At 35.7% G+C, this 14481-nt stretch carries 19 protein-coding genes; all 19 read right to left on the bottom strand.

Features of this window, described 5'->3' with window-relative positions; all coding sequences use genetic code 11:
* Nucleotides 1-3 precede the first annotated feature (3 nt).
* The 19 genes from fliP to flgC all read right to left on the bottom strand — a co-directional run bounded on the left by fliP (nt 4) and on the right by flgC (nt 14481).
* Complete coding sequence (gene fliP, locus ACFSTA_RS06095; protein ID WP_377555703.1) at nt 4-669, bottom strand: flagellar type III secretion system pore protein FliP; 666 nt, start codon at nt 667-669, stop codon at nt 4-6.
* Nucleotides 662-1357: a flagellar biosynthetic protein FliO gene (locus tag ACFSTA_RS06090; RefSeq protein ID WP_377555702.1), complete on the bottom strand. Its 696-nt coding sequence runs from the start codon at nt 1355-1357 to the stop codon at nt 662-664. The genes fliP and ACFSTA_RS06090 overlap by 8 nt, the downstream gene beginning before the upstream one ends.
* 15 nt (nt 1358-1372) lie before the next feature.
* Nucleotides 1373-1735 carry a response regulator gene (locus ACFSTA_RS06085; RefSeq protein WP_377555701.1) on the bottom strand — a complete coding sequence of 121 codons (363 nt, stop codon included), beginning with the start codon at nt 1733-1735 and terminating at the stop codon, nt 1373-1375.
* 11 nt (nt 1736-1746) lie between these two features.
* On the bottom strand, nt 1747-2889 hold the full coding sequence (gene fliY / locus ACFSTA_RS06080; protein WP_377555700.1) for a flagellar motor switch phosphatase FliY: 1143 nt from the start codon (nt 2887-2889) through the stop codon (nt 1747-1749).
* Nucleotides 2879-3877: a flagellar motor switch protein FliM gene (gene fliM, locus ACFSTA_RS06075; protein WP_377555699.1), complete on the bottom strand. Its 999-nt coding sequence runs from the start codon at nt 3875-3877 to the stop codon at nt 2879-2881. The genes fliY and fliM overlap by 11 nt, the downstream gene beginning before the upstream one ends.
* A 30-nt stretch (nt 3878-3907) precedes the next feature.
* The gene (gene fliL, locus ACFSTA_RS06070; protein ID WP_377555698.1) at nt 3908-4336 is read right to left on the bottom strand and encodes a flagellar basal body-associated protein FliL; all 429 of its coding nucleotides are present in this window, start codon (nt 4334-4336) and stop codon (nt 3908-3910) included.
* On the bottom strand, nt 4320-4538 hold the full coding sequence (locus ACFSTA_RS06065; RefSeq protein ID WP_377555765.1) for a flagellar FlbD family protein: 219 nt from the start codon (nt 4536-4538) through the stop codon (nt 4320-4322). Before ACFSTA_RS06065 ends, fliL begins: the two co-directional genes overlap by 17 nt.
* A gap of 39 nt (nt 4539-4577) precedes the next feature.
* A complete protein-coding gene (locus ACFSTA_RS06060; protein WP_377555697.1) occupies nt 4578-5654 on the bottom strand; it encodes a flagellar hook-basal body complex protein in 1077 nt (358 codons plus the stop codon).
* Nucleotides 5655-5733: 79 nt separating this feature from the next.
* Nucleotides 5734-6105, bottom strand: coding sequence for a TIGR02530 family flagellar biosynthesis protein (locus tag ACFSTA_RS06055; protein WP_377555696.1), 372 nt, complete (start codon nt 6103-6105; stop codon nt 5734-5736).
* Between the two features lies 1 nt (nt 6106).
* Complete coding sequence (gene flgD, locus ACFSTA_RS06050) at nt 6107-6565, bottom strand: flagellar hook assembly protein FlgD (protein WP_377555695.1); 459 nt, start codon at nt 6563-6565, stop codon at nt 6107-6109.
* Nucleotides 6566-6574: 9 nt separating this feature from the next.
* Complete coding sequence (locus ACFSTA_RS06045; RefSeq protein ID WP_377555693.1) at nt 6575-7864, bottom strand: flagellar hook-length control protein FliK; 1290 nt, start codon at nt 7862-7864, stop codon at nt 6575-6577.
* A 28-nt stretch (nt 7865-7892) separates the two neighbouring features.
* Nucleotides 7893-8486 (bottom strand): magnesium transporter MgtE N-terminal domain-containing protein, encoded by a 594-nt coding sequence (locus ACFSTA_RS06040; protein WP_377555692.1) that lies wholly within the window; start codon nt 8484-8486, stop codon nt 7893-7895.
* A 5-nt stretch (nt 8487-8491) separates the two neighbouring features.
* Entirely contained in the window at nt 8492-8938 is a 447-nt protein-coding gene (gene fliJ, locus ACFSTA_RS06035) for a flagellar export protein FliJ (RefSeq protein WP_377555691.1), read from the bottom strand.
* Nucleotides 8931-10256, bottom strand: coding sequence for a flagellar protein export ATPase FliI (gene fliI, locus ACFSTA_RS06030; protein WP_377555689.1), 1326 nt, complete (start codon nt 10254-10256; stop codon nt 8931-8933). Before fliI ends, fliJ begins: the two co-directional genes overlap by 8 nt.
* On the bottom strand, nt 10253-10984 hold the full coding sequence (gene fliH, locus ACFSTA_RS06025) for a flagellar assembly protein FliH (RefSeq protein ID WP_377555687.1): 732 nt from the start codon (nt 10982-10984) through the stop codon (nt 10253-10255). The genes fliI and fliH overlap by 4 nt, the downstream gene beginning before the upstream one ends.
* Complete coding sequence (gene fliG / locus ACFSTA_RS06020; protein WP_377555686.1) at nt 10977-11984, bottom strand: flagellar motor switch protein FliG; 1008 nt, start codon at nt 11982-11984, stop codon at nt 10977-10979. The genes fliH and fliG overlap by 8 nt, the downstream gene beginning before the upstream one ends.
* An 11-nt stretch (nt 11985-11995) precedes the next feature.
* On the bottom strand, nt 11996-13597 hold the full coding sequence (fliF, locus tag ACFSTA_RS06015) for a flagellar basal-body MS-ring/collar protein FliF (protein ID WP_377555684.1): 1602 nt from the start codon (nt 13595-13597) through the stop codon (nt 11996-11998).
* Nucleotides 13598-13697: 100 nt separating this feature from the next.
* Nucleotides 13698-14003, bottom strand: coding sequence for a flagellar hook-basal body complex protein FliE (fliE, locus tag ACFSTA_RS06010; protein ID WP_377555683.1), 306 nt, complete (start codon nt 14001-14003; stop codon nt 13698-13700).
* 22 nt (nt 14004-14025) lie between these two features.
* Nucleotides 14026-14481 (bottom strand): flagellar basal body rod protein FlgC, encoded by a 456-nt coding sequence (gene flgC, locus ACFSTA_RS06005; protein WP_377555681.1) that lies wholly within the window; start codon nt 14479-14481, stop codon nt 14026-14028.

Raw genomic sequence — 14481 nt, 5'->3', positions numbered from 1 at the left:
TTTCTAGAAACCACTTAATAATGAATGAGTAATCAAGTACCATCCATCCACTAGTACAAATAATAATATTTTAAATGGTAAGGAAATCATTACAGGCGGTAACATCATCATACCCATGGACATAAGAACACTCGCTACGGCCATATCAATTATTAAAAATGGCACAAAGATCATAAAGCCCATTTGAAATGCTGTTTTTAATTCACTAATTGCAAATGCAGGAACTAATGTTGTAAGCGGAATATCCTGAACGCTTTCCGGCCTATCCATATTTGTATAACTGATAAATAGTTCGAGATCTTTTTGTCGTGTATGCTTTGCCATAAAATCCTTTAAAGGTGTACTTGCTCTTTCATATGCCTCATCCAACGTAATATCTTCATTAAAAAGTGGTTGTAATGCCTCATCATACACTTGACCAAAGGTAGGAGCCATAATGAAAAATGTTAAAAATAAGGCCAATCCAATTAATACCTGATTGGGAGGCATTTGCTGTGTCGCTAATGAAGTACGGACAAAAGAAAGTACGATTATAATTCGGGTAAAGCTTGTCATCAAAATTAATATACCTGGTGCTAAGGATAATACCGTTAGTAGCAGTATTAATTTAACGGACGTTGCTACGTTTGAAGGATCTGAACTAGAAAACATATCGATAAATTCATTCATGATTATCATCCTTCTGCTGATTCATATTTCTTAGTTTCTGTCGGTTTTTCTTCAGTTTGTCTAGTTCAGTTGCAAACATATTTTTAAAGTCATTTTTCTTTCTAGTGTTTGTAGATTCTGTTACTTCCGACTTCGGTTGCATAAAAGTAGACCAAACACCGCTTGCGGAAAAATTATGTTGCTTTTCATAGCTAGTTAAGATTTCCTTCTTCATATCTTCATCGGTAATTTCGTGAAGTAATTCTACATTATCCCCAACACCAACCATATACAGTTTACTTCCTACACGTATAATTTGAATTGATTTATTAGGTCCTAATGTCAATCCACCCACATTTTCTAACGCCTTCACCTTACTAAATAATTTGTTACGTTTATTTAAAAACTTTAGCAATAAATAAATAAGTGCAAGGACTAACAGTAAAGCAAACACCATTTTAACGAGATCAAATACCATCGAGCCGCTATTCCCATTCTCAGTAGTACTTAGATTATTATCAGGATTAGTAGGTGGCGTTTCATCGCCACTTTCCTCACTATCCTCATCCTCATTTTCAAACATACTTTTAGCTGTTCCGTCATCTCGCTCTTCTTGATCGTTTTTCTCTTCTGCAATTGCATGTACAGTAAAACAACTAATAAAGAGTAATAGAATAAATGTAACACTAATGCTAATTTTTTTAATCACTATCGTCACTCGTTTCTAGGCTAATGCTTTTTGAATAGCTTCGATTACCCGATCAGCTTGGAATGGTTTAACGATAAAATCTTTTGCACCTGCCTGAATTGCGTCAATTACCATTGCTTGTTGACCCATTGCCGAACACATAATTATTTTTGCTTCTGGACTTGCAGACTTAATTTCTTTTAAAGCAGTAATTCCGTCCATTTCTGGCATTGTAATATCCATCGTGACCAAATCTGGCTTTAATTCATTATATAATTCTACTGCTTGAGAACCATCCTGAGCCTCTCCAACAACTTCAAATCCGTTTTTACTTAAAATATCCTTAATCATCATTCGCATAAATGCTGCATCATCAACTATTAAAATACGATTACCCATTTTAATTCCCCCTATTTAAGCTTCATTAATCTGTCTGATTGACTAATTATATCTGTTACTCGAACACCAAAGTTTTCATCAATAACAACGACTTCCCCTTTGGCAATTAACTTTTCGTTAACGAGAATATCCACTGGTTCACCAGCTAGTTTATCAAGTTCAATTATAGAACCAGCTGATAAGTCTAATATTTCTCGAATAGACCGATTTGTTCTTCCCAGTTCCACTGTTACCTTTAACGGAATATCTAGAAGCATATCTAAATTTCGTTGCTCGTTTTTGTTCAATTCGACTTGATTAAAGGTTGAAAAATCGGCTTGTTGAATATCGGAATTTTTGTTAGCGACTTGACTTCCGATAAACTGTGGTTCACTCTTCTCGACTTGAGATTGAGTATTTACTGACATCTCATTCTCAGCTTCAACCTCGAGCGGATGATCGAGTTGTTCTACAGCCGCTGCTGCTTCTTCTGCAGGCTGATTATTTAAACTTTCTACTAAATGTTTTGCAAAATCGATTGGAATCAATTGCATGATATTAGAATCGATTAATGTGCCAACTTTAAGTTGAAAAGAAACCTTTACAAATAAATCCTCCGTACTATCACTACTAAGAGACACATTCGCTTGATTTAAAGCAATAGATGGTGGTGAAATATCTACCTTCTTTGAAAACACCGTTGACATACTTGTTGCTGCTGCTCCCATCATCTGATTCATTGCCTCTTGAACAGCACTTAAATGTATATCATTCAGTTCCTCCGTTGCTCCGGAACCAGTACCTCCAAGCATTATGTCAGAAATAATAGCTGCATCTTCCGATTTAATTACAAATACATTAACACCTGTAAATCCTTCAACATAATTAACTTCAATACCAACATGTTCATATTGAAACTCGTCACTTACATCTTCTCTATTTATAATAGATACTTTTGGAGTTGTAATCTCTACTTTTTGATTTAATAGTGTTGAAAGAGTTGTAGCAGAACTTCCGAATGAAATATTCCCAATTTCTCCTAGCGTATCTTCTTCTATGCTAGTTAGATGTTCTTCTGTATTTGATTGATTTGAATCTTGATTATCTTCTTCATTAGTCCCTACATTTAACAATGCGTCTATTTCGTCTTGGGAAAGCATACCATCACTCATCACTTTCATTCCCCTCCTTAATTTCTTCCAACACTTGAACGGAAAGTTTGTTTTTGTACTTACCAGGCTGGACATAGAATTTATCTTCATTATTAATTTTCATTGTTAATGGTTGATCAATTGATTGATCTAAGGCAATCACATCTTCATTGTTCAGTTCCAAAAATTGTTGAATACTTATTGTAGATTTTCCTAGTAAAGCTTTCAGTTCAACGTCAGCGTTTTGTAGGTTCTTTGATAGCTTTTCATATGCTTCTGGATCTCTTTTCTTTGTTGTAGTTTGCATCCAGTACTGCACAGATAATTTGGATATGATTGGTTCTAAAACAATATGTGGAATACAAATATTGATCATTCCACTCGTTTCACCAACTGTCGTATTCAATGAAACGACAACAACAGTTTCATTTGGAGAAACTAACTGAAGAAATTGAGGATTCACTTCAAACTCCTCTAAGATAGGCTCCATATCAATTAATGATGCCCAAGCTTCCTTTATACTAGAAAACCCTTTTTCTAGTAATTGAGAAATTAATATTGTCTCAATCTCTGTTAAGTTATCAATTTTATTAACACTTTCTCCTCTGCCACCTAGAACTCTATCAAGCATACTGTATGCAATATTAGGATTTACTTCCATAATAAGTCGACCTTCTAGTGGTGCCACACTAAACACATTCAAAACAGTAATATTTGGAATCGAACGAATGAATTCCTCATATGGAATCTGATCAACTGATGCTACTGTTATGTTCACATATGATCTTAACTGCGACGAAAAATACGTCGTTAGTAATCTTGCATAATTTTCGTGAATCCTACCAATGCTTCTAATCTGGTCTTTTGAGAACCGTAAAGCTCGTTTAAAATCATATACACGAACCTTTTTTTCTTTTTCTTCTCTTTTCAATTCATCTGCATCCATTTCACCTGTAGTTAATGCGGATAACAGCGAATCTATTTCATTTTGCGAAAGTACTTCATCTACCAAGTATACTCACCTCCATGCCGGAGTAGTTTGCTATTGTAATATTTTCTGAATCGTGTAAACGTCTGCTACTGTTCCTTCTGTCATAACTTCATTTAATTTAGCCATAACGACATCTTCAAGCCCTGGAAGACCTGTTTTAAAATCTTCTTCATCCATCTTGGCCAATTCCTTAATCAATATGTTTTTCACTTGAAAATCACGCTTTTCAATTTCGCTTTTAGCTTTTTTACTATCTGTAATGACTTCAAACTGAATGCGAACAAAACTACCATCATTCAGATCCGTAGTAATTTCAGGTGTGGTGTAAGAGTATTCAACGATATCGTCGATTGTTTGCTCCCCATCGCCATTTTTATCATTTAAGACATATAATACAACCGCAGCAGCAATGCCACCAAGTACCAAAATAGCTATTAATGAAGTTATCATCGTCTTTACTATGTTATTCACTAGTTTCATTCACCTCTTTAAGAGATCGTTGGATCCCAACCTTTTGATAAAAAACTGTAATTTGGTCAACCACTTCTTGTACTGATTCTCTAACAACAATCTTTTTCCCGTTGTGTAGCGTTACCGTTGTATCTGGTAATGCCTGTATTTGCTCGATCATGACCGCATTCAGTACAAAAGGTTCCCCATTCAATCGTGTAACTGTAATCATAATATGGCGGGAGTGCACAGGGCACTCCCTACCTCCTTATTATCGTTTTAGATTAACAAGCTCTTGTAGAATTTCATCTGATGTCGTTATTATTCTAGTATTTGCCTGAAATCCACGCTGAGCAGTAATCATTTCTGTGAATTCTTCGGAAAGGTCAACATTTGACATCTCAAGAGAACCACTCACAATGGATGCTACACCTTCTGATTCAGGTTCAGATAATCCTGTATATCCAGCATTTGGTGTGTTATAGAATAAATTACTACCAGCTTTTTCTAGACCTGCTGGATTTGAGAAGTTAGCAATTGCAATTTGCCCCGCAACTTGTGTATTACCATCTTCATCAATGTAGTTTATAATACCGTTTGATTGTACACTGAAACTTTGTGCAGTATCTGGAATTTGTATGTTGCTAGTTTGTGTGTAATCAAAGCCAGTAGTTGTAATATTTGTTGCTTCACCCGTATAAGATGTATCGTTAAAATCGATTGTAACACCAGAGGGATCATCATTAATGGTAATAGTTCTTCCATCCTCTAAATTCAAGGTGATGACATCAAAAGTACCACTAGTATCTGTATTGGCGGTTATACCAGCTTCATAAATGTTATTACCACTTACAGTAGCATTGCCATTTTCATCAACACTAACTGTTAAACTTTCATCATCTGTCGTAAATTGTCTAGCATCAACCTCATTCGTTTGAAAACCAGTAAGATATAAACCTTGTGGATTTACGATACTTCCATTTTCATCCAAGTAGAAGTTACCAGCACGCGTATATGCTACTGAATCACCATCTCGAACAACAAACATTCCATCGCCCTCTAATGCGAAGTCTAACGGATTGTTAGTTGTTTGGCGGAACCCTTGCGTGTGAATATTATCAATAGATCCTAATTGTGATCCTAACCCAACTTGTGCCGGGTTTACCCCACCACGAGTAGCAGTTGGACCTTGTGCACCTGATGTCATCTGACTCATCATATCTTGAAACGTAACACGACCTTTTTTAAAACCAGAAGTGTTTACATTGGCAATATTATTCCCGATAACATCTAACTTTGTTTGAAAGTTCTTCATTCCTGAAATACCTGCATACATTGAACGTAGCATATTATTTCTCCCCTTTTTGGTTTAAGTTTTAGCTGTATCTGTCATTCAACAGCTAGTTGGCCTCCCATTAGGGTCCAGCCTAATCATTTATTAAAATTGTACCGTCAATATTAGAAAAGATTTTACTCGATGCTTCCTCTCTACCTAGTGCTGTAACAACCACATTGTTTTTAGCACTAACAACCAATGCAGCGTCATTCGTAACTACAAGAGAGTCTGTTACTCCTTTTTCTTTAGCTTCCATAACTTTTTCCGAGATTGTTTGCCATTGCTTATCATTAAAATGAATGTTGCGCTCGGATAAACGTTCGGTTGCATGTTTACTTAGCTTTAATTCTTGTTGTGTAGCTAACACATCTTTAAAACTTGTAGTCGGTTGTTTTACTTCTGGCTTCCTTACATTCGGAAATTGTAATGCATGATGTGGTACTTGATGTACACGATGATCCATGCTACTCACTTCCTTCATCTGGTTCACGTTGATCACTAACTTGCAATACAGAATCTGCGTAGACTTTTTCTCCGTTTTCAAGCTCTAATATTGCCCAACCTTCTTTTTGACTAACTGCTATAACATTACTTTTTTGTTCACCTAGCTTTTCTCCTGTCTCTTCATCATAAGCTTCGTATGTTACCTCTTTACCAATCATATGACTATACTGAATGACTGGAGAAATCAGTTGACTTTGAACCAGATTATCAATCGATTTAGCCATATTCATCGTCTGCTCCAAAGATGAAAAAGTTGTCATTTGTGAAATAAACTCACGATCATCCATCGGACTAGTTGGATCTTGATTTTGCAATTGTGTCATTAAAATTTTTAAAAATTCATCTTTCCCAAGATCTGGACTAGGAGTCCTTGCACTAGATTGATTTTTTAAGTATAGTGATGGATCGATTACTGTCATACATATCACCTACACTTTCTCATTTAGTATTAAATCTTTAAAAGTTGATTCAAAATCAAGATCATTATCTTGTTGTTGACCTTGATCAGATGGTGAATGTCCATCTTGATTATCATTTTGTTCTTTAAAAGCTTGTCCCTCTTGATCCTTTTGTAAATTCTGGCCTTGTTGCTGTGTATTTACATCTTGCTTTTCAATCGAAACTTGGTGTGGTGAAAACATATTTTTTAATTGATTCATATTTGACTCGAGCATTTCTTTGGTTGCCTGAGAAGTAACCATGATTTTGACTGTCATTTCACCATTTACTTGTGTAAGTTTCACCATCATGTCCCCTAGGTTTTCCGGGCGTAAAGTGAGTGATAATTGATTGGTTCCATTAGCCATAGATAGGAATTTACTTGACTTCATTACTTTTTGAACCTGATCCATAAGTTGCTTATCAACCGGTTTTGCTTCTTGTGTTTGATTGACATGAATAACGAATTGTTCCAGTTTCGTAATAGGCGTCGTAGAAAAAACTGTTGCGTTCACACTCTGATTCAATGTGCTTTCTCCTTGTGAGTGTTTCTGCATAGCATGCCGAAGCCATTTAACAACATCTGTTGAGGTTACTTTCGCATCGGAATTATATTGATGATTGGAAACAAGCTGATTTCGTTTTTGAAATGATTGTAATAAATCTTTCAAAACACCTTGGTCTTTTGTGCCTTCTTGCGTTACAAGATTCATTATATTTTTTTCATTACCACTATTCTTATTTAACGCTGTCCACTGCTGCAATAAATCCAAAATTTTTGGAGCAGCCTTTTTCATGTCCTGGTCAGTAGAAATTCCTTGAATAATAGTTGACATTTTAGAAAAAATCTCCATAAATTGCCCCTGTAGAGCAATATTATCCTGTAAGTCCATGTTGACACTTTCCAGATTTAATAGCTGACCATCTTCCGCTATTTCTAACTGTTGTAACGTAAGTTCAAGGAGTTCATGATCCACATCTTGAAGTTGTTCACTTAGTTCATTTAGTTGACTTTGTTGACCTAGCATTGTTTGATTAGTTTCGAATGGTTCCAACCCATCCATCCATTGAAGGGCTAATGGACTTGAATTCATGATTTCTGAGAGAACATTAACCTTATTTCCAGACAAGTTAACACTATCTTCCGATCTCTCGTTTCCCAATTGGAGTAACAGTTCTTGAAACATATCGCCATCTTTTGTGGTATCCTGTTTGTTTGTGCTAACAGGCAATACATTTTTCCCTGCTTGTGAAATTAATAGTAACCCTAACGCATTCATTTCTTCACCCCCTTTCAAGGATATGAAATTAATTATCGCTGTCGATAAATAATCCAGCTAATTCTGCTGCTCTTTCTGCTTCCATCGCTTCTAAAATAGCGCCTCTATCTTTATTAGATAACTGTTTTAAAAGAGATACGGCTGTACTGTCTTCGAGTTGCTCAACGATTCTGGCAGCCTGTTTATTATCCATCTCTCTTAAAGAGCTAGACATATCTTTCACCATATTACTTTCCGCATTACTAGACTCTTCTTGATCAGAAGAATTGTCTTGCTTATTTTCAAGCTTTAATATTTCTTGTTCCAATTGATCTATTATTCCTTCCAGATTTGCCAGTTCATTCGTTAAGCTCTCAATTTCATTATCCTTGCTCGTAATTTCTGTTTGTATTTTCTCTTCATCTTTTGCTTCTTCAGCTTCTTCTTCCGTTGTTATCAAAGTATTAACAACAGGTATATTGTTCCCAGTGTTTTTCGCCCAATCAAGTACATTTACTCCTGCAATGGCAAACGCAACTGCCGTGAGAGAGATTGCGATAATAACCGGTATTACAATTGCAATCAAAAACCATATAATTGGATTCATTTTCTTTTTTTCTTTATTCATTATCTCTTTTGACATGCTATTCACCTATTTTTGTAACTTAGAAATTGTTGGATTGACACTTCGTCCATCATGAAGTTTTCTAATCTTTTTTCTTCTTTTTCATTTTTATTGTGACGAAATTCTATTATTTTTTCATACTTTTTCACTTCAACATGAGCACTCGTTAAGTTAGATTGTTTGGTTTCCATTACCGTTCTTGCTTGTTGTACTTCCTGTTGTAAATTTGAAATCTGTTTATTTAACATTTCAATATACTCAAGTTGATCTTTAATAGAATTGATTTGAGTTGCCTCTTGTAACGAATCTTCATAGGCTTGTTCTGCGACTTCTTTTTTTCGTAATAACGTATATAATGTCGTGGCTATACGTTCAAAATCGTCCATTGATTGTTGGTATGCATGTTGTGCATCCTTCTTTTCTTTCTCGCGTATGTTCAATATTTTGTTTATCGCTACCATATTAGCCATGTTTAATTCCTCCATTTAACAACTGTTTCATCATATCAATCGAGTCATCAAGTGTTATTTGTTCAAAAACTCCCTGTTTTAAAAAGGTTTGTATTTTCGGATAATAAGAAATAGCTTTATCAATCGATTGATCAGTTCCTCGTTTATAAGCACCGATTTGGATCAATTCACTATTCTGCTCGTATGTTGACAATAGTGAACGAATTTGCAGCGCTAAATCAGTATGTTCATCAGTTGCTATTTGGTTCATAACTCTGCTAATTGATTTCAAAATATTAATTGCTGGAAACTGCCCTTGTTCAGCTAATTTACGATCCATAACAAAATGGCCATCTAGAATACCTCTTACTGTATCAGCAATCGGTTCATTCATGTCATCCCCATCCACTAATACGGTATAAAATGCAGTAATAGCACCAGACTCATTTGTTCCAGTTCGTTCTAATAACTTAGGTAAAGTTGCAAACACAGACGGTGTATATCCTTTTGTTGTTGGTGGTTCACCAGTAGCTAAACCAACCTCACGCTGTGCCATAGCAACCCTGGTGACAGAATCCATCATTAGATTTACTTTATAACCAAGATCTCGGAAGTATTCACTTATCGAAGTTGCAGTATAGGCTCCTTTTATTCGCATTAGTGCAGGTTGATCAGATGTTGCTACAACAACAATTGATTTCTTCAACCCTTCCTCACCAAGATCTTTTTCAATAAATTCGCGAACTTCTCGTCCACGTTCCCCGATCAAGGCAATTACATTGATGTCTGCTTCACTATTTCTCGCAATCATACCTAGTAAAGTACTTTTACCAACACCACTGCCTGCAAAAATTCCAATACGTTGACCATTCCCTACTGTTAACATGGAATCTATCGCTTTAACACCAACTTGAAATGGTTCTGAAATCGGCGCTCGGGACATCGGGTTTGGTGGTGCTTGTTCTGTTAAGTAATTAGCGAGCCCTTTTGGTAGTGGAGATTGATCTAAGCTCTCTCCTAAAGAGTTAATCACTTTTCCAATTAATCCTCTTCCAATTTTTATACTTAATGGTTTTCTCGAAGATTCCACTAAGCATCCAGGACCAATATCAGTCAGTTCTGAATAAGGCATTAGAATAATTTTTTCATTATTAAACCCGACTACTTCAGCTAAAATTCTATGTTTATTTGGAGTGTTTGGATGAATATAACAAACTTCACCAATGTTGGCATCAGGACCTTGAGATTCAATCATAATACCAACAACTTGTTGTACTTTACCATAGCGTTTATACGTGTCTGCCTGTTCAACTGCAGAAAGATAATGAGTAATATTCATTGTTTATTCTCCATGACTACTTCGTATAGAACATTCCGTATTTGATTTAGTTGGGTATCAATACTTGCATCTATTTTTCCAAAAGGGTGTTCAATAACGCAACTTTCCTCTGAGGCTGTATCATCCACTTGAATGGTAAGATCTGCCTTACTATCAATGATGCGTTTCAACTCATTCTTTTGATGTAAAACATGCTCATAGTTCTTTGGGTGTAAATAAATAGAAATAAGTGATTTGTCCTTCAATGATTTAATGGCATCTGTAACAATAGGTAGAAAGGTTTCTGGATTATCATGTAGTTGTTTCTTTAAGATTTTCTCCGCAACATCCACTGCAATTTCAACGATAGCATCTTCGCTTTTTTCAATCGTCGCATGATAATCGCTTGTAGCTGACTGAATAATCTCGTTTGCTTGTGCTATTAAACTTTTAAATTCTTCTAAGCCTTCTTCTTTTCCCTGGGAAAAACCAACTTCATAGCCTTTCTGCTTTGCAAGCTCCATATGCTTTTGTTTTTCGTTTTCCCAATTTTGTTTTTCATTCTCAATCTGTTTATTTGTTTCATCAATTATTGATTCTTTTCGCTGTCTTAGTTCTTCCATTTCGTTCCGAATTTGTTCTAGTTGATTTTCTTCTTCAGCAATTACTTCTTGCATTTCAAGATCTGGGTTTTCACTTTTTACCTGAATCTGCCTTACCTGAATTAGTTTCTTCTGTGAATTAGACAATAATATCGTCTCCTCCACCACGTGCAATAACAATTTCACCAATATCCTCAAGTCTTCTTATTATTGCTACGATTCTAGTTTGAGCTTCTTCAACGTCTCGTAATCGTACAGGGCCCATGTATTCCATTTCCTCTTTAAAGGTTTCGGCCATACGTTGTGACATATTCTTAAAGACGATGTCTTTTACTTCATCACTTGAAACTTTAAGTGATAAACGTAAATCATCATTCTCTACTTCTCGAATAACACGCTGAATTGCACGATTATCAAGAATAACAATATCCTCAAATACAAACATCCGTTTCTTAATCTCGTCCGCTAGTTCTGGATCTTGTATTTCTAATGCATCCAATATTGTACGTTCTGTACTTCGGTCAACACCATTTAACACTTCTACCACAGCTTGAATTCCACCTGTCTGTGTATAGTCCTCAGATAATGAAGCGGAAATTTTACGTTCTAACACTTCTTCTACTTGGCTAATGATTTCAGGAGACGTGGAATCCATCGTCGCAATACGTTTTGCCACATCTGCCTGCATTTCCTGTGGTAATTCTGATAAAATTTGACCTGATTGTTCAGAGTCAAGATAAGAAAGTACTAGCGCAATTGTTTGCGGATGTTCACTTTGTATAAAGTTTAAAACCTGCTGCGGATCTGCTTTACGTGCAAAATCAAAAGGTCTCACCTGTAAGGAGGATGTTAAACGACTAATAATATTTGTAGCTTCTTGTTGTCCAAAAGCCTTTTCTAATACTGTTTTAGCGTATCCAATCCCGCCTTGTGAAATATAGTCCTGTGCAAGTGCAATCTGATGAAATTGATCTAACACGTCTTCTTTTAATTGACTTTCAACCTTTTTTACAGAAGAGATTTCCAAACTCAGTTTTTCAATCTCCTCCTCTGTTAAGTGTTTATACACCTCTGCGGAAACATCTGGACCAAGGGAGATTAGTAGAATTGCAGCTTTTTGTTTTCCAGTCAATCTTTGTTTTGCCATGTAATAACCTCCTACTCTTCCCCAATCCAACTTCTTAATAATTTTGCAAAGTCTTCTGGTTTATCTTTCGCCATTTTTTCTAGTTGCTTTTTACGAACAATGGATTCAGAATCTTCATCCCCGGAAATTTCTGGTACTTCCGTGTTTTGCCCATATTCATTTTCCGTCTCAACGACTTCTTCTGTATTATCTTTTTTGTTGCGCATTAGTAATGCTATTAACACAATGATCACGACTAATAATAAGCCACCTACAATATACATCCAAGGTGAAATTGTTGGTGTTGCTCCTTGTGGAACAGATGTCGTTTCGCTAAATTCTTGGAATACGATTGATGTCTTCTCTTCAGGTGTTATTTCTCCGTATTCTTTATCGACTGAAGTAGTAATAATTGAGTTTAATATCGATGCAATTCCTTCTTCTACTACATTCATGTCTTGTTGGGTTAAATATTGGACTTCGTTACCATCTCTTTGTCGTACATTATCAACAGCGACTTGGATACCTAAATCTCGAACTTTATATGGACTTTCAACAATGTCCCTGCGTATACGATTAAATTCATTGTTTATTGTTTCTTTAACTAGTTCGTATTCACCATCTTCACCATCATCTAACCCAGTATAATCATCTATTGTGTCATCATCACCTAAGTTCGGAACTCCACCGACATTAGCACCATTTCCTGAGTATGTTTCTTGAATGGATTCAATACTCACTGGTAGTCCTTCCATGTTTTCAGGGTCGATTGGCTCAACTAGCTCTTCCACACGATTTTCCTGTGTAAAGTCAACATCAGCAGTTACAGAAACGATTACATTATCCATTCCTACCATTGTTCCTAGCATTTGTTGGACTCTTCGTTGAATATCTCGTTCAATATCCTGTTTTACAGTTTGTTGGTACGTGTATGTATCTTGTGCACCAGAACCATCTTGTGAATTTTGGTCGAAATACTCGAAATATTGATTCATAATAGCAATGTTTTCTGGAGCGAGATTCGGCACCGCTCTCGAAACGAGATGATATAAAGAGTCTATTTGATTACCTTCAAACTGATAACCTGGTTGTGTATGAAGTACGATTGATGCTGATGTAGGCTGCAACGATTCACTCGCAAACACCGGTTCTTTAGGCATAGTAATCATCACTTGGGCATCCTGTATACCATCTATCCCTTTAATTAAATTACCTAATTCCGTTTGCATCGCATCTAACTTCATCATATTGAATTCGTTATCTGTTACTCCCCAAGAAGTGTTCTGGCTAAAAAACGAATAATCAATATTACCACTGCTCGGTATACCCTGACCCGCTAAATCTACTAGTAATGTATCTACTTGTGCTTCAGGTACAGTTATGGCCGTACCACCATCAAGTATCTCATATGGTATACCTCTCGCATCTAACTCCGTTTTTATTTGCCCTACTTCTTGTATGGATAAATTATTGTATAAAGGAACATATTTAGAATTATTCGCAAATAATGAAATAGTTGCAATGAGGGCAATTATAATTACGATTGATCCTATAAAGATTCCTTTTTGACTTTTTGATCGATTCGACCAAAAGGTTTGAACTGTATCTCTGGTTTTCATTATTTTTTCCTTCATATATTCCCCCGCCAAATATCAAACAAATATCAATTATATTATTTTTTGTTTAAACATTTCAAAAATAAAGCCGATAATAAAATAAAACAAAAATTAAAAATTATACTTGCATCCGCATAATCTCGTTGTAAGCATCAATAACTTTCCGCTGCACTTGAACAGTTGTTTCTAAAGTAACACTTGCTTTTTGAGCGGTAATCATCACATCATGCAGGTCATCTATTTTCCCTTGAGCTAATGCTTCTGTTTTTTGATCTGAAATGATTTGTGTTTCATTAACGCCTTCAATAGCATTTTTCAGAACGTTAGCAAACTTGGACTGTGCTTCACCAGGTGAAATTGTAGGTGTATTTAGCTTTAAGTCTACCGCTAACGGTTTCTGAACATTATTTATTGATTGAACCATTCGAATACAACCCCTCCATTTATTATTTTCCGATTTCTAGTGCTTTCATCAGCATTCCCTTACTCGCATTTAATGAAGTTACATTTGCTTCATAAGATCTTGTAGCACTCATTAAATCAACCATTTCTTTTAGTGGATCAACATTTGGTAATTGAACATATCCAGCCTCATTCGCATCCGGATGTGTTGGGTTAAAAACTAATTTGAATGGTTCTTCATCCTCCACTATTCCAGAAACCTTTACTCCTGTACCAGAATTAGTTATATTGGATGAAGCTTTGTGAAGAAATGATTTAAAATTATTATCAGTAGGTACTACATTAACCATTTTTCGACGGTAAGGTTCATATTCACCATTTTCGTTTATGGTTGCACGTGTCGTTGTTGCGTTTGCAATATTAGAAGAGATGACATCCATTCGAAGTCTTTGCGCCGTTAACGCACTTGCACTTGAATTGATTGAATTAAATATTGACAT

The sequence above is a fragment of the Ornithinibacillus salinisoli genome (genome assembly GCF_042684965.1).
GTDB classification, from domain to species: Bacteria; Bacillota; Bacilli; order Bacillales; family Amphibacillaceae; genus Ornithinibacillus; species Ornithinibacillus salinisoli.
Note: the sequence above shows the minus strand (reverse complement) of the source record. Positions and strands in the feature narration are given on the sequence as shown.

Excerpts from the sequence above, each read along its gene's own strand:
- fliP (WP_377555703.1), bottom strand. The coding sequence starts at position 669 with ATGAATGAATTTATCGATATGTTTTCTAGTTCAGATCCTTCAAACGTA.
- ACFSTA_RS06085 (WP_377555701.1), bottom strand. The coding sequence starts at position 1,735 with ATGGGTAATCGTATTTTAATAGTTGATGATGCAGCATTTATGCGAATG.
- fliL (WP_377555698.1), bottom strand. The coding sequence starts at position 4,336 with ATGAAACTAGTGAATAACATAGTAAAGACGATGATAACTTCATTAATA.
- ACFSTA_RS06065 (WP_377555765.1), bottom strand. The coding sequence starts at position 4,538 with ATGATTACAGTTACACGATTGAATGGGGAACCTTTTGTACTGAATGCG.
- ACFSTA_RS06060 (WP_377555697.1), bottom strand. The coding sequence starts at position 5,654 with ATGCTACGTTCAATGTATGCAGGTATTTCAGGAATGAAGAACTTTCAA.
- ACFSTA_RS06055 (WP_377555696.1), bottom strand. The coding sequence starts at position 6,105 with ATGGATCATCGTGTACATCAAGTACCACATCATGCATTACAATTTCCG.
- flgD (WP_377555695.1), bottom strand. The coding sequence starts at position 6,565 with ATGACAGTAATCGATCCATCACTATACTTAAAAAATCAATCTAGTGCA.
- ACFSTA_RS06045 (WP_377555693.1), bottom strand. The coding sequence starts at position 7,864 with ATGAATGCGTTAGGGTTACTATTAATTTCACAAGCAGGGAAAAATGTA.
- ACFSTA_RS06040 (WP_377555692.1), bottom strand. The coding sequence starts at position 8,486 with ATGTCAAAAGAGATAATGAATAAAGAAAAAAAGAAAATGAATCCAATT.
- fliJ (WP_377555691.1), bottom strand. The coding sequence starts at position 8,938 with ATGGCTAATATGGTAGCGATAAACAAAATATTGAACATACGCGAGAAA.
- fliI (WP_377555689.1), bottom strand. The coding sequence starts at position 10,256 with ATGAATATTACTCATTATCTTTCTGCAGTTGAACAGGCAGACACGTAT.
- fliG (WP_377555686.1), bottom strand. The coding sequence starts at position 11,984 with ATGGCAAAACAAAGATTGACTGGAAAACAAAAAGCTGCAATTCTACTA.
- fliF (WP_377555684.1), bottom strand. The coding sequence starts at position 13,597 with ATGAAGGAAAAAATAATGAAAACCAGAGATACAGTTCAAACCTTTTGG.
- fliE (WP_377555683.1), bottom strand. The coding sequence starts at position 14,003 with ATGGTTCAATCAATAAATAATGTTCAGAAACCGTTAGCGGTAGACTTA.
- flgC (WP_377555681.1), bottom strand. The coding sequence starts at position 14,481 with ATGTCAATATTTAATTCAATCAATTCAAGTGCAAGTGCGTTAACGGCG.